Source organism: Pedobacter sp. PF22-3 (assembly GCF_026239555.1).
Classification (GTDB): domain Bacteria; phylum Bacteroidota; class Bacteroidia; order Sphingobacteriales; family Sphingobacteriaceae; genus Pedobacter.
Map to the genome: position 1 here is coordinate 1 of NZ_JAPIVP010000019.1, position 22,195 is coordinate 22,195.

Genomic DNA, 22,195 nt, shown 5'->3' on the forward strand with positions numbered 1-22,195 from the left:
GCCCTTGCGTAGCTTGGGAAACGCCCAAATCAGTTAACAGTGGCAGTTTACAATTAGCATCTGCAAGTTTATTTAATATTACATTTAAAAACCTGATCGGTTTAAACCTTACATTTTTGTACTTTTGCGGCTATGTCAGTTATTAAACCCTCATTAGCAAAAGGAACCCGCGATTTTACTCCGGTTGAAATGGTAAAACGCAACTTTATTTATGATACCATTAAAACGGTTTTCAGGAAATATGGTTATGCTGAAATCCAGACGCCAAGTTTCGAAAATCTTTCTACATTAACAGGGAAATATGGTGATGAAGGTGATAAGCTGATATTTAAAATTTTAAATAGCGGGGAGTATCTTAAAGATCCGAAAAAAAAATCGTTCGATTTTGCTGAAGAAGATAATAGCAACAAGCTGATTCCTTTAATTTCCGAAAAAGCACTCCGTTACGATTTAACCGTACCTTTTGCCCGTTACGTAGTGATGCACCAGCACGAAATCACCTTGCCTTTTAAACGTTTTCAGGTACAGCCGGTTTGGCGTGCCGATCGTCCTCAAAAAGGTAGATACCGTGAATTTTACCAGTGTGATGTGGATGTGGTAGGCTCGGAAAGTTTATTAAACGAAGCCGAATTTATTTTGATTTACAATGAGGCCTTGAGCAAATTGGGCTTAAAGGATTTTATCATCAAGATTAATAACCGTAAAATTTTATCAGGTATTGCCGAAATTATCGGTAAACCAGAGTTGATCATTGATATGACGGTAGCCATCGATAAACTGGATAAAATCGGCTTAGATGGTGTAAGCAAAGAATTATTAGAACGAGGTTTTACCGAAGAAGACTTAGAAAAACTCCGTCCGGTAATTTTGTTAGAAGGTTTTAACGAGGAAAAACTGGCCAGCCTGAAAGAAGTTTTAGCTGAATCTGAAACCGGTTTAAAAGGTATTGAAGAAATAGAACAGGTTTTTGACTACGTAGAAAGTCTGATTGCTTATGGTTTACCTTTAACTGCTAAATTGGAGTTAGACATTACATTGGCCCGTGGATTAAATTATTATACCGGCTGTATTTTTGAGGTTAAAACCAATGAAGTGGCCATGGGCAGCATTGGTGGAGGTGGTCGTTACGATGATTTAACTGGGATGTTCGGCTTAAAAGGTTTAACCGGTGTGGGTGTTTCTTTTGGTGCCGACCGTATTTATGATGTATTGGAAGAATTGAACCTTTTCCCTGCTTCGGCAGAAGTGGGAACGAAAGTTTTGATCAGTAATTTCGATGCAGAAGCTGAAAAATATGCCTTGCCGATTGTTCAGCAGCTTAGAAATGCCGGGATTGCAGCAGAGTTATACCCAAGTTCAGCGAAGCTGAAAAAACAAATGGCTTATGCTGATGCAAAGAACATCCCTTATGTGATTTTAATTGGTGGCGATGAAATTGCCAGCGGCGAACTGACGTTAAAAGATATGCAAAGCGGCGAACAAAAAAAGCTAACTGTTTTAGGTATATTAGAGTTGTTGAAATAATCTCTGTTTTTTACCGCAAAGAAAATCCGTCATTGCGAGAAGGCTTTTTCAGCCGACGAAGCAATCTTTATAGTAGGATCACTAGTGTATGAAAGATTGCTTCGTCGTTCCTCCTCGCAATGACAAGCAATGAATTATCGTCCAACCCGCAATAAAACAGGGAAATGAACATCCTTCTCTGCATCATCGCCCCATGCTTCCTTTAGTTCGGTAAGCATATACTCCAATGGGTTGCGCTCATTCGCTTTTTTATAATGCTGCAATGAAGACCAGGTATTCAAATAGCCGATTAACTGTTTAAAATTCCAGGTGGTTTTGATCTGGAAATGTGGTGCAATAATTTCTTCAAAAGGAAAGGGAATGGTTTTGTAACCTTCTTCAATGTAACGGCGTTCACTGTCCCAGTATTTACCCAAAATATCTTCATATAGTTTATGTACTGCCACATCTACCTTTTTGTCGATAACCATTAAGCCATAACCAATTACCGCGAAAAGTCCATTCGGTTTCAATGTTCTTTTTACTTCAGCATAAAATGCCTCAAAATTAAACCAATGGATCGCCTGCGCTACTGTAATTAAATCGAAACTATTATTTTCCACAGAGGTTTGTTCTGCTGGTTCTACTTTATAAGTGATGTTTGGTAGTTGTAAAGCATTTTTTAATTGATTTTCGCTAATGTCGGTTGCATAAACTGCATTAAAGTGTTGCGCCAATACACGTGCAACCTGGCCATTTCCTGTGGCGCAATCCCATGCCGTTTCCCTGCTTTTTATCAAGGAGAACAGATATTCATATAATTCTTGTGGGTAAGTTGGACGGTAGATGGCATAATCGGCAGATTGGGTAGAAAAGTTATCTTTCATTGTGGTAATGATTGGGTTTTGAAATACAAAGTGAACGGTATTAGATTGAAATAACTGAGCGCTTTCTTGATAAAATTATTATATTTTTGATAAACAACCAGTGTTGATTTAAGTTTCACATCCGGCATTCAATCATTCTCTCATTCAATCAATCAAAACTCTCTCATTCAGTAATTCAATACTATGGAAAAAACGGTACAGCAAAATGAAGTTAAGGAGGTAGGATCCCGGCTAAAATCTATTTTTGGAGGCTCCGTTGGGAATCTGGTTGAATGGTACGATTGGTATACCTATTCTGCTTTTGCACTTTATTTTTCGCCTGCTTTTTTCCCGAACAGCAATCCAACTGCACAGTTATTAAATACAGCCGGAATTTTTGCCGTAGGGTTTCTAATGCGGCCCATTGGAGGTTGGTTATTTGGAAGTATTGCCGATAAACTGGGCAGAAAACATTCGATGACACTCTCTGTGCTAATTATGGCCATAGGATCTTTAATTATCGGTTTAACCCCGGGTTACAAAAGGATTGGCATTGCCGCCCCACTATTGCTCGTTTTTGCCAGATTGATTCAGGGTTTGAGTACTGGCGGCGAATATGGAACTTCTGCTACCTACCTTAGCGAAATGGCCACCAAAAAACACCGTGGATTTTATTCCAGCTTTCAATATGTAACCTTAATCGGCGGACAGTTGCTGGCTTTAGGCATTCAGTTGATCTTGCAGAACTGGTTGCTTAGTCCTGCAGAATTAAGCGCCTGGGGCTGGCGGATTCCTTTTTTTATTGGTGCTGTCCTTTCTTTTATTGCCTTGTATCTGCGGAGACATATCAATGAAACAGTAGCCTTTAAAAGTAAAAATACGGAAGACAAAAAGGGTGGCATTGCCATACTATTGAAGTACCCGAAAGAGATTTTTACCGTAGTGGGCCTAACATTAGGCGGAACCATCGCCTTTTACACGTTTAGTACTTATATGCAAAAATTTCTGGTCAATACTGTCCACCTGAGTAAAGAAACTTCCACAACATTATCATTTGTGTCGCTATTGGTTTTTGCCATCATGCAGCCGCTGTTCGGTCTATTGTCTGATAAGATCGGCCGGAAGCCCCTATTAATTGGTTTCGGTGTATTGGGTACCTTATGTACCTATCCGATTTTAACAGGCTTGGCTGGCGAAACCAACACCACCATTATCTTTTTATTGATGATTGCAGCTTTAATTATTGTTAGCGGCTATACCAGTATTAACGCGGTGGTAAAGGCAGAGCTTTTTCCCGCCGAAATCAGGGCATTGGGCGTGGGTTTGCCTTATGCTTTAACAGTTGCCATTTTCGGTGGAACGGCAGAATATTTTGCGCTTTGGTTTAAAAATATCGGTCATGAAAATTACTTTTACTGGTACGTAACCGGATGTATTTTGATTTCGCTGATTTTGTATACTACGATGAAGGATACCAAGCACCACTCTAAGATAGAGGATTAGGTTTTAGATCCTTTTCCTAATGGGATCAGCATGACGGCACTCATTAAGCTACTTTGCATAGATAATGTTTTGCGTCATATCATCTTAGATTATTTAATTTTAAAATATTGCAAAGATGTTCACGGAAAATTGAAAACCACATTAACCTCTCCGCGTAGATTCGTGCATCCGTAGCAAACTTATCCCACACCTATTTGGTTAGTAAATTATCTACAAACAAAATATTCAATTTTATATATTTACCATTATGCAAAACCTGCCCCCTTTAGCCGAACGTATGCGCCCCCAAAACCTCAATGAATATGTTGGTCAGCAGCATTTGGTAGGAGCGGGAGCGGTATTACGCAAAGCGATTGAAAGTGGCCAGCTGCCATCCATGATTTTCTGGGGTCCGCCGGGAGTAGGTAAAACCACATTGGCCTATATCATTTCGCAGGCCTTAGACCGGCCATTTTTTAACCTGAGTGCCATTAACAGTGGGGTGAAAGATATCCGCGAGGTAATCGACCGTGCCGCACAACTAAAAGATAGCTTTCTGGGTTTGCCCATTTTGTTTATTGATGAGATCCATCGTTTCAGTAAATCGCAACAGGATAGTTTATTAGGAGCTGTAGAAAGGGGTTTGGTTACTTTGATCGGTGCCACCACAGAAAATCCATCTTTCGAAGTTATTTCCGCTTTGCTTTCGCGTTGTCAGGTTTACATTTTAAAGTCACTTACAGAAGAAGAACTGGTTGGTCTGTTGCAAACCGCCATTAAAAAGGATACTGTACTGGTAGAGAAGAAAATTTCCATCAAAGAACATGAGGCCTTAATCCGTTTATCTGGTGGCGATGCGCGAAAACTGTTAAACGTGCTCGAGATCGCCATCAATGGCATCGGCGGCAGTAAAATTGTGCTCACCAATGAGAATGTACTGGCCCATGCACAACAAAACCTCGCACTGTATGACAAAGCCGGAGAACAGCATTACGATATCATTTCGGCATTTATTAAATCAATCCGTGGTAGCGACCCTAACGCTGCGGTTTACTGGTTAGCCCGGATGATAGAAGGAGGAGAAGATCCCTTATTTATTGCCCGCAGGTTATTGATTTTATCTTCAGAAGACATCGGAAATGCCAACCCAAATGCACTTTTATTGGCCAATAACTGTTTTACGGCCGTAAATGTAATAGGCTATCCCGAGGCGCGGATTATTTTATCACAGTGTGTAACTTATCTGGCTAGTTCGCCAAAAAGTAATGCCTCTTACGAAGCCATTAACAAAGCGCAGGTTTTAGTTAAACAAACCGGTAATCTGCCTGTACCGCTGCATATCCGCAATGCACCTACCAAACTGATGAAAAACATCGGCTATGGAAAAGATTACCAATATTCACACGGATATGAAGGTAATTTTTCGGCACAAGAATATTTTCCTGAAGAATTAAGTGGCACAAAACTCTACGATCCGGGTAAAAACCCTGCAGAAGAGAAACTGCGCGAAAAGCTTAAGCAGAACTGGAAAGACAAATACAAATATTAGTGTAACAATTTCTTCCAAATGCATACTAATAGGTATATTGACTAAAAATCAAACACCTAAACTAAATATGCTGAGTACTTTTTTAAGCCATCAAAGAAAATCTTTCTGGCGTTCGCGGAACAGGGGCGGTAGTATTGCTGGCCAGATTGTTTTGGGTTTCGTTATGCTTTACTTCTTTGCCATTGCTGTTGGCGTAGGTTTTGGAATGTCGCATTTTCTGCCACAAATTTTCCCAAACAAAACGGTAATCTCCAGTTTCAATGGCATTATCCTTTATTATTTTGCATTCGATTTTATCATGCGTCTACAGTTTCAGGAACTGCCCACACTGAGCATTATTCCTTATCTGCATTTAAGGATTTCGAGAAGTAAAATCATCAGTTTTTTAAATGTTAAAGCACTGTTTTCTGCTTTTAACCTTTGGCCTTTTTTCATTTTTCTGCCTTTTTGCTTTACTAAAATTGCGCCAAGCTTAGGTGCTGTTACCACCATTATGTATATCGTTTCGATATTTTCAATAATGGTTTTTAACAATTACCTTGTATTGTATATTAAGCGTAAATCCATCACTAATACCCTATATACCTTTTTCGGATTGGTTGTAATTGCTGCTTTTGCTGCTTTAGAATATTATAAGGTTATTTCTATTATGGCAGCTTCTGATTTCGTATTCAAGGGCATTGCTGCACAACCTGCATATGGCTTTGCATTTACGCTTGCAGCAATTGCTATATTTTATTTCAATTCTAATTTCTTGCGTAAAAACTTATACGTGGAAGAGTTGAGTACCAAACAGGAGAAAAAAGGCAGCACCGATTATGCATTCCTTAACCGCTTTGGTAAAGTGGGTGAACTGGCTGCTTTAGAATTAAAATTAATTCTCCGCCATAAACGTCCACGCTCAGCGGTAATTATGGGCTTCTTTTTCCTTTTTTACGGGTTTATTTTTTATAAGGAAAAAGCGATCAATAGCGATGCTTTTGGACAGATGATGTTTGGCGCTATATTTATGACGGGCATCTCCATCATTATTTATGGCCAGTTTATGTTTGCCTGGCAAAGCGCCCACTTTGATGGCATATTGGCCAACAAAATCAATTTTAAAGATTACATAAAAGCTAAATTTTTACTTTTTACTATTGGTTGTACCATTATTACCGTATTGGCAAGTTTTTATGGATTTTTAAGTCCAAAATTATTGCTCCTGCACCTGGCTGCTTATTTTTATAACATTGGCTTCGGAACTGTTGTAGTGCTTTACCTGGCTACTTTAAATTATAAAAGATTAGATATTACCAAAGCCGCAAGCTTTAACTACCAGGGAACCGGTGCCACCCAATGGCTTTTAATGTTCCCTTATGCGCTTACACCCATTATTATGTATGTGCCATTTGGCATATTAAATAAACCTTACTGGGGCTTGGCTGTAGTGGGCGTATTCGGTTTAGCCATGCTATTATTAAGGAGCTTTTGGGTAAACTACATTGCAAAACGACTTGAAAAACAACGATATAAAATAGCCGAAGGCTTTAGAGAATAATTATGATTTTAGAAGTTAAGAAATTACAAAAAGTTTATGGCGATAAAACCGTTGTAAATATCGAAGATCTACAGATTGCTGCCGGAGAAACCGTAGGTTTAGTGGGGAATAACGGCGCTGGTAAAACCACTTTCTTTAGGATGCTTTTAGATTTGATCCGCCCAACCACAGGTGAGGTTTTATCGAAAGGTGAAAACGTAATGCAAAACGATAACTGGAAAAATTATACCGCATCTTTTTTAGACGAAGGTTTCCTGATCGATTATTTAACACCTGAAGAGTATTTTATTTTTATTGGCAGTTTACATAATTTAAGTGTTGCCGATGTTTCTGCATACCTTAACCAGTACGGAGAGTTTTTTAATGGTGAAATCCTGAACAGCGGAAAGTACATACGTGATTTTAGTAAGGGAAACCAGGTTAAAGTGGGTATTGCTGCTGCTTTGATGCAAAAGCCAGAAATATTAATTCTAGACGAACCCTTTGCCAACCTCGATCCAACCACGCAGATCCGCTTAAAGAATTTGCTAAAGGCACAGGCAGGCAACATGACTACGTTTATCTCTAGTCATGATTTAAATCATGTTACCGATGTTTGTAGCCGCATTGTGTTGGTGGAAAAAGGACAGGTAATCAAAGATTTTAAAACAGATGAAAATACGCTGAAAGAGCTGGAGAGTTATTTCTCTGCTTAGTTTTGTACTAAGAATAATACATTATACAAGAAGGGTTCTGATTGATCAGGACCCTTTTTTGTAAATAGAAGTACTATTTATAGTGTTATTTGTCGAAATAGACCGAAAATACGGTTATATTATTTTTTGGCATTGTGTTTGAATATGTCGGTTAGAAATTATAAATCTAGCATATCATGAGTATTTCAAAAGTAAGAATAGCCACATTAAGTATAGGATTAGCCGTAGGATCGATGGCATTCCAAAGTTGTGATAGTTTAACTAAAACACAAAAAGGTGCCGGTATTGGTGCAGCAGCAGGTGGTGTTATCGGGGCTTTAATCGGTAAAAAAGCAGGTAATACAGCAGTTGGTGCCTTAATTGGTGGTGCTATTGGTGGTACCGCAGGTGCTTTTATCGGCCGTAGAATGGACAGGCAGGCTGCTGAAATTCAAAAAGCTATTCCTAACGCAGAAGTAATCCGTGAAGGAGAAGGTATTATTGTAAAATTCGATAGTGGTATTTTATTCGATTTCGATAAAACCGCTTTAAAAGATGCCGCTAAAACCAATATTCAGAGTTTAGCTTCTTCACTAAACCAATATCCAGATACTGATATCAAAATTATCGGTCATACCGATAGCCGTGGTACAGAACAATATAACATGGGCCTTTCAGAAAGAAGAGCAGCAGCTGTTAAAGCTTATGCCGTTTCTCAAGGTGTTCCATCATCAAGATTAGTTACCATTGGTAAAGGTTTTGCTGAGCCGATTGCAGATAACGACACAGACGCAGGCCGTGCAGCTAACCGTCGTGTAGAAATTGTAATTGTGGCTAATGATGCCTTAAAAGCTTCAGCACAAAAACAAGGATAATATTTAAAATTCCCTCTACCTATGAGGTCAATATATATGCAGCCCTGGTGTACATTCACCGGGGTTTTTTGTGGTGTCTGATGTTACCATTTGACACTGCTGGTTTTTATATTATTTAGTTTTTTTGAAAATCAAGTTCCTGGGTTCGGTGTCTGCTACTGTCGGGTTTAGTTAACTTAGTTTGGTGCTGGCCATGCAAACTGACAAAGTTTCGCTTAGACCAGGCCGGGGGCCAACTTCGTAAGTTTTTTGATGTGGTGTCTGATGTTACCATCTGACACTGCTAGTTTTTATATTCTTTAGTTTTTTGAAAAGCAGGTTCCTGTTTGTATCGGTTCCGAAAGCCCCGCCATTCGCTTTACCTCTCTGCGTTCGGTGTCCGCTACTGTCGGGTTTATTTAACCTCGAATTGTGGTGCTTGGGGGGGTGATCGCTGCAAGGCCAGGCCAAACTTACTAAGTTTCGCTTAGACCAGGCCGGGGCCAACTTCGTAAGTTTTTCTGGCGCACCTGCGACCCCAAATAGTTGCACTGGCTGAATTTATTAAACGGGATCCGATTGCTATCGGATGAAGCGGCATACCCGATTTTTCATCGGGATATAGCGAAAAGCCCGACTAACATAAGAAAAGCAGAGGCCCTGCTTTCCAAAACACTTAAATAACTCTTTAAATAGACTTGTGTCGGATGGGAACATCCAACACCACGGATACGATGAGATTTAGTCTGCAGAATAGATATCTTCGAAATAACTCACCACCAGCGATTTCATCAGCATTTCCTGCTCCAACATGGTATAAGGGGGTATGGCTTTGATTAATTTCCAGTGGGGCCAACCATCCTGATCTAATCCTTCCAATTCATAGAACCCCATTTCGCTTAACAAACGGCAGGTAGCAATGTGCATTAGCTCTTCTTTCTGGCGTTTACTGTATTTCTTAGGCCCTTTGCCCAGTTCCTGAACGCCGATAAGAAAAAGCATTACCTTTAAATCAGGGAAATCTGAATCAAATTCAGTTGAAATCCTTTCCTGTAAAACTTTCCACTTGGCATTAATCTCCGACGGTTTCATACCTGCAAAGATAGTGTAAAAACGTGTAAGCCTTAAGTAAAACGTTTAGGCTTTTTAACACTTAGGCTTGAATGGTAATGATATTTTTGGTTACTTTTATAACCTATGGATACGAATATCAATAAAATAATTAATGCGGGTTTATTAGCTTATGGCATGTCGGGGAAAGTTTTTCACGCTCCTTTTTTACAGGCACACAGCGGCTTCAACTTAAAGGCTATAGTAGAGCGCAGCCATAAAAACGCAGTAAACGATTATCCAGATATTATAAGCTACAATAGTGTTAACGAACTGCTGAATGATGAGGAAATAGATTTAGTTGTAATTAACACCCCAAACAATCTCCATTATGAACATTCGAAGGCTGCATTAAATGCATATAAGCATATTTTAGTTGAAAAACCTTTTACCGCTACTACTGCACAGGCAAAAGAACTTTTCGAACTGGCCGATAGTGTAGGCAAACAGATTTTCTTTTACCAGAACCGCCGCTGGGACAGCGATTTTACATCTGTACGTCATGTAATTGAGAGTGGTAAATTGGGTAAACTGGTTGAAGTGCATTTCCGTTATGATCGTTACCGCAATGTAATTGGACCAAAAGTATTTAAAGAAACCCCTTTAGAAGCCAGTGGACTTCTATATGATTTAGGGCCACATCTTTTAGATCAGGTAATCAGCCTTTTTGGCAAACCTTTAAGTTACCAAAAAATTTTGGGTAAAAATAGAGCTGGTACTTTAGTAGATGATTATTTTTCGATCCAATTGACTTACCCCGATAGTGTGTATGTTTTTGTTACTTCGAGCATGTTGGTCGTAAACTCGCAGTCAGGATTTATTTTACACGGCGTAAACGGCAGCTTTATCAAGCAAAGAGCCGATATTCAGGAAGAACAGTTGTTGGCTGGCATGAAATTAACCGATCCTGATTATGGCATTGAGCCTGCAAATAAAGAGGGTTTATTAACTACCATTGATGCTGATGGAAATAAAACCGAGAAGAATATTCCGTCGGAAGTAGGAAGTTATTTGCCACTTTTTGAAGCCGTTTATCAGGCGATAGCCAACAATAAACCTTATCCGGTGACACGAGCGGATGTTTTAATACAAATTGAAATTATAGAAAGCCCTGCAATATCATAATCCTGAGCATGAATTCTCTCCCTTTTATATACCTGATTCCAATTTTTCTGATTGCCCTTTATTTAATCCTGAAGAAAAAGAAAGTGGCGGTAACGCCATTAACCGATGTAGACAGGAAAATACTGGATGATTATGTAGGTTATTACCATAATCTTGATTCAACAGATAAACGTAGATTTGAAGAAAAAGTAGCTGCATTTTTCAGTACGGTTAAAATTGAGCCTGTTGGTTTGGAAATGACCACATTAGATGAGTTGCTGATTGCCTCAAGTGCGGTGATCCCCATTTTTGGTTTCGACAATTGGGAATACAAAAACCTGACCAGCGTTTTATTATATCCAGATACTTTTAATAAGGATTTTCAGTTTGATAGTGGCGAAAGGAACATCATGGGCATGGTAGGTACGGGTTATATGAACGGACAGATGATTTTGTCGCGTTCGGCGCTGCGCCATGGTTTTTCTAAAAGTGCAGGCAAAGAAAATACAGCCATCCACGAATTTGTACACCTTCTGGATAAATCTGATGGGGCAACTGATGGTGTTCCAGAGAATTTACTGGCACATGAATACACTTTACCATGGATTAAAATGATGCATGAGGAAATGGAAAAAATTGCAGATAACAAGTCGGATATTAACCCTTACGCCATTACTAACCAGGCCGAATTTTTTGCCGTGGTTTCTGAATATTTCTTTGAAAAACCTGAGCTGTTAAAAGATAAACATCCCGAATTGTATTTTCAGTTAAGTCGCATTTTTGCCCAGCAACCTGCCGGATAGCTTGATCAATAAAGGAAGATGAAAATAATAATCACATTGCTCTGCAGTTTAGCCTCACTCGGTGTATGGGCGCAAAAAACATATTCGCTTAAGCAGAATTATCCGACAGGGAATAAGTATGATTTTTCGTTTGTTTCAGATCAGATCATCAACCAGAAAATTGCCGGGAGAAGCATTAATTCTACGCAAACCATTGGTACAGATTATATTTTTGATATCACTGAGGGACACAATGGCGATAAAGATATAAAGGTAACCTACAATAGGTTGTTTATGAAATCGAATGCAATGGGAAATGCCATGACATTAACCTCCGATGATCAGGATAGCACCAAAAAGAATCCTTTCAGCGGCCTAAAAGGCGCATCTTTTTATATGACGATAAGTCCAACCGGAGTGGTTAAAACCGTTGCTGGTATAGATAAAATGCTGGATAATATGGCGGTAAGGATGAGTAAAGATACCAGCCAGATTAAACAGTTTAAAAGTGCTTTAAGTAAACAATTTAGCAATGAAATAATAAAGCAGACAATGGAATCGTCATTTAAAATTTATCCGGATAGGGCGGTTAAAATAGGCGACAGCTGGACCGTTGATACCAAAATGCAAATGAGTATGCCCATTGAAACAATTACGCAATACACTTTGAAAGAAGTAAAGGACGGAATTGCTATATTGAGCGTAAAAGGGACATTGATTTCAAAAGGAAATTTTGAAGCAATGGGCAACAAAATGGAAACAGATTTACGGGGAACCAATTCCGGAGAAACATCTATTGACGTCAAAACTGGTATTGTGCAGAACAGTCACCTACGTGTAGAGTTGTACGGAAAAATGAAATCGATGGGGCAGGATATCGATTTTGAAATGCAGGGTATTAATAAAATTGTGGGTAAAGAGATTAATTAATTTAATATAGTCTTCATTCCCAGCTTGATTGAGAATCTTAATGCTTTATACCTGCCTTATGATAATTATTTAGATTCCGGCATGCGCAGGAATTACGCTACTTACGGTATCTAGTTTATAAACTCCCCGTTAAAGCCACCAAAAACTCCGTAGGGATTTCGATATGCGGGATATGTCCACAGGCATCAAATTCGATAATTTTAGCACCGATAATTTTGGCTGCAGTCTGTTTTCCTAAAAGTTTATATTGCCCATGTAAAGCCTGTTGATCTGGTGTAAGTAAACCTTTGCCCACAATGGTTTTATCTTCTTTACCGATAAATAAAACGGTAGGCACCCTTAAATTTTGAAATTCATATACCACAGGTTGCTCATATATCATCGTATAAGTTAGTGCGGCAACTTTAGCCCAGCGTGGGTAATCTGAACTATTGGTAACTCCACCGGCAATGTTTACCAGATATTCATACTCGGGTTTCCAATAAGTGAAATATGAGCCCTGGTAATATTTTCGAATACTTTCTGCAGTGGTTTTAAGTTCTGTTTGGTATTGTTGCGCTGTAGTAATATAAGGGATAAACATTCTATAATCCTCTAATCCGATCGGATTTTCAAGTAAAAGCTTTTCTGTTTTTTCAGGATACATCAAAGCGAAACGGGTGGCTAGCATACCGCCCATGCTATGACCCAAAACTACAGTTTTTTGGACGCCCAAAGTATCTAGAAGCCTTTTGTTCCAGGTAGCCATTTGGTGGAAACTATAATGGATAAATGCTTTTGATGATTTACCAAAGCCAATCTGATCAGGAACAATTACCCGGTAACCAATATTGGTGAGGGCTTTGATTACGTTGGTCCAATAGTACCCGCCAAAGTTTTTCCCATGAAAAAGAATAGCCGTTTTGCCATTGGCAGCTTGCGTTGGCTGGATATCCATATAGGCCATTTTAATATCTTGTCCTTCGGTATTGATGGGGAAGTATTTAACGGGATAAGGATATTTAACGTTATCCAGAGTGATAGAAAGGGTATCTGTTTTTTGTGCCTTTGCGTGGCTAAAAATAAACAGGCTAATTGCTAATAACAGGAAGTATTTCTTCATTGATGGCTAATCATTTAAAAAACTAATTGGCTCAAGTTAAACTTTTGCCAATTAGTTAGCTTAAAAATCATGCCCTTTTTACATCACCTGAAGAAAAGATGTATTGTATAAGATAAAGCGTGAGAAATGGGCTATATCATCAATGCATCATGTCTTCCTGGAGGATGATTTGTTGTATAATTATATGAATGGCAGTAATTGATCTACGCGTAAAAACCCTCTTAAGTTATCGTCATTTCGAGCGGAGTGAAACGCAGTCGAGAAATCTGTCTAGATAGATCTCTCCACTTCGCGTTGCTCCGGTCTAGGATGACCATTCTATTAGAGTTTGTAAATGGTAGAGATAATTTATTATGTAAATCTATCAGCCCATTAAAATTATTACTTAAACAGCTGTTTAAGCAAAGGCGTTGGGATTTGTAATGTTGTAGCATTTGAAAAATCGGCAGCAAAGGTTTTTACATTTACATTTTGAAGCTTTACACTTGATGTATCTGTTGTTTTAATACTCAGATTATCAAAAGGGAATGGTGTTTTGTTGTTTTCGTCGATATTTCCGATTTCAATTTCTGATTTATTTGCAATAATATACAGGTCTTTAAAACCATTGGTAAAACCACTAAACTTAGTTTTGTTCAGGTTAAGGTAAAGTTTACCGATTTTGGTTGGGTTGATTACACTTGTGATTTTTCCTTTCTCATCATTAGTTGTATTGTCTCCGGTTAAGAATAGAGTTCCGCCATTATCGATATCCAATAGTAAAGAATCTGAATGGGCACTAAATTCCAGAAGATATGAGTTGGCAACTGAAGCTTTATTAATTTTTGGACAATAAATTACAATAATAATTTTTTCAATGCCATCATCCTCACTAAAGTTTTTAATCGATAGTTGAAGCACGCCGTTTGCATCTACCTCATACTTTAAATCGTTTTTAAACTTTTCTTGAATCTTAAGGCCGTACTTGTTATCTTCTTTTACAAAAAGTTGTACATTAAAACCCTTTGCATCTTTAATCTGAACTGCATTGAAAGGCGATTGCAATGAAATGCTAACCCTTCCTTTAGATTTTTGTTCAAAGGACTCATTGTTGATGTTTTGGGTTCCTAAATAGGTATCCTCAGGACCTTTTTCTTTATAATTTACCTTTATATTTATACCTACAACTATAATGGGTATAACAATTAATAGCACCGCCAGGCTAATTAATAATTTATTACTTGTTTTCATTCTCTTAAGCGTTAAAGTTTTCTTTTACAAACGTTTCGTATTGGTTTTCCAGTTCATCAAAACCGATGTTAAGCAGGTAGATATTCCTGAACACTACAGGTAGCTCATCTGCTATGAACTGTTGCTTCCGGTAGCTTTTTACATGTTCAGCTGCAGCTTCATCTACAAAAAAACCTATTCCTCTTTTATTTTTGATGATGTTTTTATTTTGCAGCAACTCATAGGTGCGCATTACCGTATTGGGGTTTACTTCCATTTCTACAGCTAATTCCCTTACCGAAGGAACTTTTTCATCGGCCTTCCATTTTCCGAGCAAAATGTGTTCACAAACGTATTCTGCTATCTGAAGGTATATTGCCTTATTATCTCTAAATTCCATATCTATACCTTTTAATTAAACTTCTTTTTCTTTTAAGCGGATGTATGTAATTGCCCAAACCATGAATGTGATGAGGCTTGTTATGAGTAAAATTGCTAACAAAATCTGATCCTTACCATCATTCCTGAAGTTATGGTGGTAGCGAACTTTATTTTCCATTAGCCAGACCGAAAATCTAACAACCAGGTACGATCCCAGGCCAACGAAAACCATAACAGATAAGGCTGTTTTAATATAATGGAAACGATTAAAATAAATGGATCCCAATAGGAAGATACTGGTAATCAGAAAAGGTAAAGCAAAGAAATAGGCCCAATATTTTCCAAATCCTTCATCACGAAATACCTCTTGGGGAATGGATTCGACTTTCTTAATGCCTGGATGGTTAAAAGCATTGAGATGCCCGTTTAAGTATTTTACAAAGGCAAGGTCGGTCAGATAAAAGATCAGTAGATAACTGAATAAACTTATTAATGCCGTGTAAACTACCCCTGCCAGAAATTTTTCAAATACAGATGCAGGTGTCATCAGTTCCAAAATGGCCCTCGATTTTTGTCCGAGGATATTAAAATAGCTGCTGGCCACTATGCTGATAAAAACAAATCCCAAAATCAGGAAAAGAGGATAGCGGAAACGCATATCAAGATTGCCGGCGTAATCGAAATTGTTATTTTTAAAGGGCGAAGGTATATTGTAGCCGTAGAATCCTACTACAATTCCCAGTAATACCACAAGGCTGATCAGGTAAATTTTTCCAAATTCTAGCCATTGTCTTCTGAGCAATAAGCCAAATCGAGTCATATTAAAAGTGTTGTTCATTGCTTAGCTGAATAAAGGTTTAAATTTGGTTTTTTCTGCAAGGATGGCATTGAAAAGTAGCTCCATGTCCAACTTGCTTTCTTCATGGTGATAATTTGGCATTACGGCATTGTAACCAGAGAGTGATGGTTCAGCATAAAAGACGCTGTCATCAACCTCCTTTACTTTTTTAAAGGTCAGTTTTTCCGTAATTTCTTCTACTGTAGCTTTAAGGGCAATGTCATTCTCATCGAGCATAATTACCGTGTCAATCAGGTTATCAAGGTCTCTTACCTGGTGGGTAGAAATGATGATGCATCGCTCATCCGTCATGGCCGAAGCCATAATTTTCCTGAACTGTGCCTTTGATGGAATATCCAAACCATTGGTCGGCTCGTCCATAATCACCAGCTTGGCTTGTGTAGCTAATCCAAAAGCGATAATTACTTTTTTCTTCTGGCCATAACTCATATTAATGAGTTTCTGTTCAACCGGAATATCAAACTCTTTGATCAGATCAGTGAAATAACTATGGTCGAAGTTTTTATAGAAAGGAGCGTTGGCTTTTATGTACGCATTAATTTTTACCGATGGCAAATAAAATTCTTCAGGAATAAAACAGATCTGCTCCAGAAGTGCAGGCTGTCTTTTTGCAGGGTCATAACCCAATACATCTAATGTACCACTTTGGGCATACACCAAACCTGCAAGATTTTTTAATAAAGTTGATTTGCCGGCACCGTTTTTACCGAGCAAACCATAAATATGGCCGTTGCTTAACCGCATGCTCATATTTTTAAATAATGGCTTATGCTTACTGTAGCCAAAATTAAGATTGTTAATATTGATCATATCTACTGTATTAGTTAAATAATACACTAAAGTATGATCTTATTTTATTATCTCCAAATTTTTGAAGAAAAATTTTGGTGTTGAGCTTGTGACGGATGGTGTTTTCATGCGATGCATCAACCGCTAAACGCCAAACGCTTTGCGTCTTTGCCGCGGGCTCCGCCATTGAAAGGTAAAATATCAGTCTAATAATTGTTGCACTAAAACATCCTTAATGCCGAGATTGTATGTTTGTAATACATCGATGTAGTATGGATACAAAATGGGCATATCTGCTTAGCAGATTAGCAATTGGTTTAAGTTTTTTCGGGCATGGTTTGGTTCGTTTGCCAAAACTTGCAGGTTTTAGCCATTGGATGGTTGGACAATTTTCAAAATCGTATCTGCCTGAAATACTAGTTGTTCCTTTCAGTTATATTTTGCCTTTTGCGGAATTTATAGCGGGGCTAATGATTATATTGGGTTTATTTACCAGGCAAGGATTGTTATTGGCAGGAGTAATTTCGTTGATGCTTATTTTCGGAACAACGCTCATTGAGAATTGGGAGGCACTTCCTTCGCAACTCATCCATGTGGCATTTTTATCCGCACTACTCGTTTACTTACCGCATAACGGTTATGCAGTTGATAAAATTATTAAAAAATAATTATGGAATACAGAAAAATTGGAAACTCAAATTTAGAACTTTCGGTAATCACATTTGGTGCCTGGGCTGCTGGCGGCTGGATGTGGGGAAGCACAGACAGAAACGATGCCATTAATGCCATAAAAGCCAGTTATGAGTTAGGGGTCACTTCTATTGATACCGCGCCCATTTACGGCCAGGGAGATAGCGAAGAAATTGTGGGCGATGCTATAAAAGGTATTTCACGCGATAAGTTACAACTGGTAACCAAATTTGGCATGCGTTGGGATCTGGCTAAAGGCGATTTTGGCTTTAAGAGTAAAAACAACGACGGAAAGGAGATTGATATTTATAAATATGCCGGAAAGGAAAGTGTGATTTATGAATGTGAGCAATCTTTAAAACGTTTGGGTACTGATTATATAGATCTTTACCAGATCCATTGGCCAGATTTAACTACTCCAATCAGCGAAACTTTCGAAGCCGTGAGCAGGTTAATTGAACAGGGTAAGGTGCGTTATGCAGGCGTATGCAATTATGATGTAACACAATTAAAAGAGGTAGATCAGACTTTGCAAATTATTTCCAACCAGATTCCATTTAGCATGGTAAACCGTGGCGTTGAGGCGGAAACTGTTCCATATTGCATCGAGAATAATAAATCAGTTTTGGCTTACAGTCCGATGGAGCGTGGTTTATTAACCGGAAAAATGACTGCTGATTATCAGTTTGAAGAGGGTGACCACCGTCAGGGAAATAAATTTTTCTCACCAGAAAGTATCGAAAAAACAAACGCATTTTTAGCTAAAATAAAACCGTTGGCCGACGAGAAAAATGCCACCTTATCTCAATTGGTGTTACGCTGGACGGTTGAACGCCCAGGCATCACCATCGCTTTAGTTGGTGCAAGAAATGAAAAACAGGCTGTACAAAATGCAGGAGCTATAAACGTAAAATTAAATGCTGAAGAAATTCAGTTTATCAATACCGAATTAAATAAAGCTGGTTTTTAAACGTAAATCACAAAGGAAAAAAGAAATACGCAAAGAGCACTGTGGTTAAGGGCTTCAATTTCTTTGCGAAAAAACTTTGCGTTCTTTGCGGTTAAACAAACAAGATATGTCAAAATTATTTTCTCCTTTTACCATAAAGGATGTAACCTTAAAAAATAGAATTGTGATTTCTCCGATGTGTCAATATTCTGCTATTGATGGCTTTGCCAACGATTGGCACTTGGTGCATTTAGGTAGCCGTGCCGTTGGTGGCGCAGGTTTAATTATCCAGGAGGCTTCAGCAGTAACGGCTGATGGAAGAATCACTTATGCCGATTTAGGGATTTGGAAAGATGAACATGTAGAAAAACTAAAACAGATTGTTTCTTTCATTCATAATAACGGTGCTATCGCTGGGATCCAGTTGGCACATGCGGGCAGAAAAGCCAGTTGTGAGGTGCCATGGAACGGCGGCGATCAAATTGCTGCAGGTGAAAACAGCTGGAAACCAGTTGGTCCATCTCCAGTTCCTTTTAAACCTGGACAGGTGAAGCCACATGAATTAACGATTTCTGAAATTCAGGATATTGTTTTTGCTTTCAGGGCGGCTGCAAAACGGGCACTTGATGCGGGCTATAAAGTAGTAGAAATACATGCTGCGCATGGTTATTTACTCCATCAGTTTTTTAGTCCATTGAGTAATAAACGTACAGATATTTACGGCGGAAGTTTCGAAAACAGGATCCTTTTGGTAATTGATGTGGTTGAAGCTGTACAATCGGTATGGCCAGATAACCTGCCATTATTTGTCCGCATTTCGGCAACCGACTGGACAGATGGCGGCTGGAACGAGAATGATTCGTTGCAATTGGCTGCGGTACTAAAAGATCGCGGTGTCGACTTAATTGATACCTCATCCGGTGGAAATGTACCTGATGCTTTTATTCCAGCCGGACCAAATTACCAGGTTCCTTTCGCAGATAAAATCAGAAATGAGATCGGTATTTATACTGGTGCAGTTGGTGTAATTGTTGAGGCCCACCAGGCAGAAGAAATTCTGGAACAGGAAAAAGCCGATTTAATTTTTATTGCCCGCGAATCGTTGCGTGATGCTTACTTCCCTACACACGCGGCACAGGTTCTTGGTGATGATTTGGAATGGCCAAACCAGTATGTAAGGGCCAAAAGGGAAACGTTTAAGAAGTAGTTGCATATGTCATCACCCTGAAGAGCCTTAGCGAGCTCACCGAAGGTAATTCATTTCATGGTCTTCAGCCAGACTTCAATAAAAGAGTCGTCATCTCGACTGAAGAGTAGCGGAACGGAGAGATCTATATCGATAGATTTAGCTTTGCTGAGCACTTCGTGGTTCTCGACTTCGTTGCACTCTGCTCTAAATGACGACGGTACTGTATTAAACAAAAGCGGAGTGATCTCATCGATCAACTCCGCTTTTTGGTTATAATGAGATTAATACGCTTACTTCACCACTGTAAAAGGAATGTACAATCCGAAAGTGATGTTTCTGCCAGGGTTGTAAACGCCTAAATTCAGGTTTTCCTGATCAAAACGACCTGGTTTAAACCTGCTTAAAGCATCATAATATTTCTGGTTTAACAAGTTGTTGGCCGAAACCGATAATTTAACCGGTTGTTTGCCTAAGTTAAATGTAGCGCCGATACCTGCATTTAATAAGGTATAACCGCTGGTTGGCGTTTCAAAAACATCATCCACACGGGTTTGTTTAAATGCCGAATTGATACCTACAGAAAGGTAGGCATCATTTGTGCCTTTAAGTTTAGGCTCGAAACGCAGCTCATTTCTCAATGTTCCGGCCGGAATAAATGAAAGCGGTCTGTTTAGCGTATTGTTCTGTGCATGAACATATCCAAATGTGTTTTCGAAATGAATAAACGGAACCGGGTGGATGGTTAAACTGGCCTCAGCGCCGTAAAGGTTTGCATTTACCTGTCCGTAGCGGTAAACATCATAAAGTGTACCGTCAGCTACTCTTTGTTCGCCATTGGTAGATGCATAAATATAATTGTGGATATAGTTGTTGTAGATACTGGCACTTGCACTTACAATTTTTCCTTCATATTCTAAAGCGGCATCTACCTGGTAACTGCGCTCAGGGTTTAAGGCAGCGTTACCCACCTCGTATCTAAATGTACCTTCATGCACACCATTAGAGCCTAACTCTGCAGGGTTAGGTGCACGGAAAGCAGAACCCGCATTCGCTTTAAAGTTCAGTTCATCATTAAACTGGTGTGTAAAACCTAATGCACCGCTTACATTAGAAAACTTGTTTTTAAAAGGCGCAAATTTTTCTTCGCCATCATCAAATAATTGTTTTCCATTGTTTTTTCTGAAATCGTAACGGGCACCAATACTAAAAGTACTGTTTTCCCAGTTTTTCTTTGCATAAGCAAAAGCGCCTAAACCAAAAGTATCGTAAGCAGGGATTAAAAACTCTGTTCCTTTATTTTGGCTATGGCCATCATCTACACTTACACCAAAAACGGGCTGCCATCCATTGGTTTCGTGGATATAATATTTCAGATCTGCATTGTACGTTTTAAGATCGAAGAACAAAGCTGGGGTTGGCTCGTCTAACTCTCTTCGTTGATTTTGCTGATAACCTAAATCAACCTTTAAATTACCGTTACCGATGATGAAATTGTTGTTCAATGCAATCTTGAAGTGTCTGATGTCCTGACGTGGAAATTCTAAAGTACGGTTTTTATTATCGTCATTAGTGAAAGAGCTTCCATCTTCTCTCACGAAATTTCCATTGTCATCTAAATGCGGGTCGTAAAAACCGATGTTATTATGAAAATTAGAAACATTTAAGTGAGTATAACCCCAGCTTTTGTTCAAACCCACCATACCACTTAAATCGGTTTCGTTAAAGCCCGAATTTGGAAAGTAACCTGTAGGTGTTTTAAAAGAATAAGCATTTTTATAGGTTCCACGGGCCCTCCAAACGAAGCCGTTTTCGTTGCCATTCAACATCAACGAGTTAGCGGTAAGTCCGTTGTTGGTAGAATAATTGGTGATGAATTCTCCTTTCACCTGTCCTTCGGGAGCAGAACTTGGCTCCAATAAGTTAATCACCCCCCCAAGTGCATCAGAACCGTACATTAATGATGCTGCGCCACGTAAAACTTCGATACGGTCTGATTTAAACTGATCGATTTCGATACCGTGCTCATCGCCCCATTGCTGGCCTTGTTGTTTAATGCCATCATCTAAAGTTACAATGCGGTTGTAGCCTAAGCCCCTTATTACCGGTTTAGAAATAGATGGACCGGTAGTAATCTGCGATACACCAGGTACTTTAGCTAATGCATCGATTAAATTAGTGGATGGCTGCAATAACTGATCTTTGCCAACTATCGCAGATGAAGCACTATTTCTTTTGCTTGTACTGCTGATTAAACTTCCTGTGATTACGATCTCTTTTGTTTCTATAGCGGTAGGCTGTAGGGCAAATTCTAATCCGGTTGCGTTTGCAAAGTTTACCACTTGTGTAGCGGTTTTATAACCTATGTAGTGTACCTCAACCAGGTAACTTCCTTTTGCAGGAAGGTTATTTAATGTAAACTCTCCATCATTATTAGTTATGGAAGAAACTTTTAAGTCGGGAATAAAAATGGTAGCGCCAGGTAATGCTTGTTTTGTACTGGCATCAACAACCTTACCTTTTATATCCTTTAGTAAGGCAGCGAAAGCAGTATTGCTTAATAATGTATATAGAATTACCAAGCCAATAAGCTGTAATTTTTTCATGTGTTGTGTGTAAATAAAATGAACGAAATA

The 22,195-nt window shown here is 38.9% G+C and carries 20 protein-coding genes; 12 read left to right on the forward strand and 8 right to left on the reverse strand.

From position 1 onward, the window contains the following. Positions 1–132 precede the first annotated feature (132 nt). Positions 133–1,524 (forward strand): histidine--tRNA ligase, encoded by a 1,392-nt coding sequence (hisS, locus tag OQX63_RS19890; protein WP_265852557.1) that lies wholly within the window; start codon positions 133–135, stop codon positions 1,522–1,524. 134 nt (positions 1,525–1,658) lie between these two features. On the opposite strand, the gene OQX63_RS19895 is transcribed toward hisS, so the two are convergent. Further along, entirely contained in the window at positions 1,659–2,390 is a 732-nt protein-coding gene (locus OQX63_RS19895) for a class I SAM-dependent methyltransferase (protein WP_265852558.1), read from the reverse strand. Between the two features lie 183 nt (positions 2,391–2,573). On the opposite strand from OQX63_RS19895, the gene OQX63_RS19900 reads away from it, so the two are divergent. The 5 genes from OQX63_RS19900 to OQX63_RS19920 all read left to right on the forward strand — a co-directional run bounded on the left by OQX63_RS19900 (position 2,574) and on the right by OQX63_RS19920 (position 8,489). Continuing rightward, complete coding sequence (locus tag OQX63_RS19900) at positions 2,574–3,872, forward strand: MFS transporter (RefSeq protein ID WP_265852559.1); 1,299 nt, start codon at positions 2,574–2,576, stop codon at positions 3,870–3,872. A 247-nt stretch (positions 3,873–4,119) separates the two neighbouring features. Further along, the gene (locus OQX63_RS19905) at positions 4,120–5,400 is read left to right on the forward strand and encodes a replication-associated recombination protein A (protein WP_265852560.1); all 1,281 of its coding nucleotides are present in this window, start codon (positions 4,120–4,122) and stop codon (positions 5,398–5,400) included. A 67-nt stretch (positions 5,401–5,467) separates the two neighbouring features. Beyond that, the gene (locus OQX63_RS19910) at positions 5,468–6,940 is read left to right on the forward strand and encodes a DUF5687 family protein (protein WP_265852561.1); all 1,473 of its coding nucleotides are present in this window, start codon (positions 5,468–5,470) and stop codon (positions 6,938–6,940) included. A gap of 2 nt (positions 6,941–6,942) precedes the next feature. Continuing rightward, complete coding sequence (locus tag OQX63_RS19915; protein WP_265852562.1) at positions 6,943–7,635, forward strand: ABC transporter ATP-binding protein; 693 nt, start codon at positions 6,943–6,945, stop codon at positions 7,633–7,635. Positions 7,636–7,811: 176 nt separating this feature from the next. Then, on the forward strand, positions 7,812–8,489 hold the full coding sequence (locus tag OQX63_RS19920) for an OmpA family protein (RefSeq protein ID WP_147227337.1): 678 nt from the start codon (positions 7,812–7,814) through the stop codon (positions 8,487–8,489). 720 nt (positions 8,490–9,209) lie between these two features. Here OQX63_RS19920 and OQX63_RS19925 read toward each other — a convergent pair. After that, positions 9,210–9,560 (reverse strand): hypothetical protein, encoded by a 351-nt coding sequence (locus tag OQX63_RS19925; RefSeq protein ID WP_025143454.1) that lies wholly within the window; start codon positions 9,558–9,560, stop codon positions 9,210–9,212. A 105-nt stretch (positions 9,561–9,665) separates the two neighbouring features. Here OQX63_RS19925 and OQX63_RS19930 point away from each other — a divergent pair, with 105 nt between their 5' ends. The 3 genes from OQX63_RS19930 to OQX63_RS19940 are packed head-to-tail and all read left to right on the forward strand — an operon-like array spanning position 9,666 to position 12,394. Continuing rightward, positions 9,666–10,703 carry a Gfo/Idh/MocA family oxidoreductase gene (locus OQX63_RS19930; protein WP_265852563.1) on the forward strand — a complete coding sequence of 346 codons (1,038 nt, stop codon included), beginning with the start codon at positions 9,666–9,668 and terminating at the stop codon, positions 10,701–10,703. A gap of 8 nt (positions 10,704–10,711) precedes the next feature. Further along, on the forward strand, positions 10,712–11,485 hold the full coding sequence (locus OQX63_RS19935; RefSeq protein WP_265852564.1) for a zinc-dependent peptidase: 774 nt from the start codon (positions 10,712–10,714) through the stop codon (positions 11,483–11,485). Positions 11,486–11,503: 18 nt separating this feature from the next. Beyond that, a complete protein-coding gene (locus OQX63_RS19940; protein ID WP_265852565.1) occupies positions 11,504–12,394 on the forward strand; it encodes a DUF6263 family protein in 891 nt (296 codons plus the stop codon). Between the two features lie 115 nt (positions 12,395–12,509). Here the strand turns inward: OQX63_RS19940 and OQX63_RS19945 are convergent, their stop codons facing one another. The 5 genes from OQX63_RS19945 to OQX63_RS19965 form a co-directional block, all read right to left on the reverse strand. Further along, positions 12,510–13,496, reverse strand: a complete 987-nt coding sequence (locus OQX63_RS19945) for an alpha/beta fold hydrolase (protein ID WP_265852566.1) — start codon at positions 13,494–13,496, stop codon at positions 12,510–12,512. Between the two features lie 381 nt (positions 13,497–13,877). Next, on the reverse strand, positions 13,878–14,726 hold the full coding sequence (locus OQX63_RS19950) for a hypothetical protein (RefSeq protein ID WP_265852567.1): 849 nt from the start codon (positions 14,724–14,726) through the stop codon (positions 13,878–13,880). A 4-nt stretch (positions 14,727–14,730) separates the two neighbouring features. Further along, a complete protein-coding gene (locus OQX63_RS19955) occupies positions 14,731–15,105 on the reverse strand; it encodes a GntR family transcriptional regulator (protein WP_265852568.1) in 375 nt (124 codons plus the stop codon). 15 nt (positions 15,106–15,120) lie between these two features. After that, complete coding sequence (locus OQX63_RS19960; RefSeq protein ID WP_265852569.1) at positions 15,121–15,924, reverse strand: hypothetical protein; 804 nt, start codon at positions 15,922–15,924, stop codon at positions 15,121–15,123. Positions 15,925–15,927: 3 nt separating this feature from the next. Further along, positions 15,928–16,755 carry an ATP-binding cassette domain-containing protein gene (locus tag OQX63_RS19965; RefSeq protein WP_265852570.1) on the reverse strand — a complete coding sequence of 276 codons (828 nt, stop codon included), beginning with the start codon at positions 16,753–16,755 and terminating at the stop codon, positions 15,928–15,930. A gap of 251 nt (positions 16,756–17,006) precedes the next feature. On the opposite strand from OQX63_RS19965, the gene OQX63_RS19970 reads away from it, so the two are divergent. From OQX63_RS19970 to OQX63_RS19980, 3 genes are all read left to right on the forward strand, one after another. Continuing rightward, on the forward strand, positions 17,007–17,402 hold the full coding sequence (locus OQX63_RS19970) for a DoxX family protein (RefSeq protein ID WP_265852571.1): 396 nt from the start codon (positions 17,007–17,009) through the stop codon (positions 17,400–17,402). 2 nt (positions 17,403–17,404) lie between these two features. Next, entirely contained in the window at positions 17,405–18,394 is a 990-nt protein-coding gene (locus tag OQX63_RS19975) for an aldo/keto reductase (protein WP_265852572.1), read from the forward strand. 106 nt (positions 18,395–18,500) lie between these two features. After that, a complete protein-coding gene (locus tag OQX63_RS19980; RefSeq protein WP_265852573.1) occupies positions 18,501–19,580 on the forward strand; it encodes an NADH:flavin oxidoreductase/NADH oxidase in 1,080 nt (359 codons plus the stop codon). 272 nt (positions 19,581–19,852) lie between these two features. Here OQX63_RS19980 and OQX63_RS19985 read toward each other — a convergent pair whose 3' ends face one another. Further along, positions 19,853–22,165 carry a TonB-dependent receptor gene (locus OQX63_RS19985; protein WP_265852574.1) on the reverse strand — a complete coding sequence of 771 codons (2,313 nt, stop codon included), beginning with the start codon at positions 22,163–22,165 and terminating at the stop codon, positions 19,853–19,855. Positions 22,166–22,195 lie beyond the last annotated feature (30 nt).

What these genes read in the sequence shown, in the direction of transcription:
- OQX63_RS19945 (WP_265852566.1), bottom strand. Translation starts at nt 13,496, where the DNA reads ATGAAGAAATACTTCCTGTTATTAGCAATTAGCCTGTTTATTTTTAGC.
- OQX63_RS19925 (WP_025143454.1), bottom strand. Translation starts at nt 9,560, where the DNA reads ATGAAACCGTCGGAGATTAATGCCAAGTGGAAAGTTTTACAGGAAAGG.
- OQX63_RS19950 (WP_265852567.1), bottom strand. Translation starts at nt 14,726, where the DNA reads ATGAAAACAAGTAATAAATTATTAATTAGCCTGGCGGTGCTATTAATT.
- OQX63_RS19965 (WP_265852570.1), bottom strand. Translation starts at nt 16,755, where the DNA reads ATGATCAATATTAACAATCTTAATTTTGGCTACAGTAAGCATAAGCCA.
- OQX63_RS19895 (WP_265852558.1), bottom strand. Translation starts at nt 2,390, where the DNA reads ATGAAAGATAACTTTTCTACCCAATCTGCCGATTATGCCATCTACCGT.
- OQX63_RS19920 (WP_147227337.1), top strand. Translation starts at nt 7,812, where the DNA reads ATGAGTATTTCAAAAGTAAGAATAGCCACATTAAGTATAGGATTAGCC.
- hisS (WP_265852557.1), top strand. Translation starts at nt 133, where the DNA reads ATGTCAGTTATTAAACCCTCATTAGCAAAAGGAACCCGCGATTTTACT.
- OQX63_RS19955 (WP_265852568.1), bottom strand. Translation starts at nt 15,105, where the DNA reads ATGGAATTTAGAGATAATAAGGCAATATACCTTCAGATAGCAGAATAC.
- OQX63_RS19935 (WP_265852564.1), top strand. Translation starts at nt 10,712, where the DNA reads ATGAATTCTCTCCCTTTTATATACCTGATTCCAATTTTTCTGATTGCC.
- OQX63_RS19980 (WP_265852573.1), top strand. Translation starts at nt 18,501, where the DNA reads ATGTCAAAATTATTTTCTCCTTTTACCATAAAGGATGTAACCTTAAAA.
- OQX63_RS19915 (WP_265852562.1), top strand. Translation starts at nt 6,943, where the DNA reads ATGATTTTAGAAGTTAAGAAATTACAAAAAGTTTATGGCGATAAAACC.
- OQX63_RS19985 (WP_265852574.1), bottom strand. Translation starts at nt 22,165, where the DNA reads ATGAAAAAATTACAGCTTATTGGCTTGGTAATTCTATATACATTATTA.
- OQX63_RS19940 (WP_265852565.1), top strand. Translation starts at nt 11,504, where the DNA reads ATGAAAATAATAATCACATTGCTCTGCAGTTTAGCCTCACTCGGTGTA.
- OQX63_RS19905 (WP_265852560.1), top strand. Translation starts at nt 4,120, where the DNA reads ATGCAAAACCTGCCCCCTTTAGCCGAACGTATGCGCCCCCAAAACCTC.
- OQX63_RS19900 (WP_265852559.1), top strand. Translation starts at nt 2,574, where the DNA reads ATGGAAAAAACGGTACAGCAAAATGAAGTTAAGGAGGTAGGATCCCGG.
- OQX63_RS19910 (WP_265852561.1), top strand. Translation starts at nt 5,468, where the DNA reads ATGCTGAGTACTTTTTTAAGCCATCAAAGAAAATCTTTCTGGCGTTCG.
- OQX63_RS19975 (WP_265852572.1), top strand. Translation starts at nt 17,405, where the DNA reads ATGGAATACAGAAAAATTGGAAACTCAAATTTAGAACTTTCGGTAATC.
- OQX63_RS19930 (WP_265852563.1), top strand. Translation starts at nt 9,666, where the DNA reads ATGGATACGAATATCAATAAAATAATTAATGCGGGTTTATTAGCTTAT.
- OQX63_RS19970 (WP_265852571.1), top strand. Translation starts at nt 17,007, where the DNA reads ATGGATACAAAATGGGCATATCTGCTTAGCAGATTAGCAATTGGTTTA.
- OQX63_RS19960 (WP_265852569.1), bottom strand. Translation starts at nt 15,924, where the DNA reads ATGAACAACACTTTTAATATGACTCGATTTGGCTTATTGCTCAGAAGA.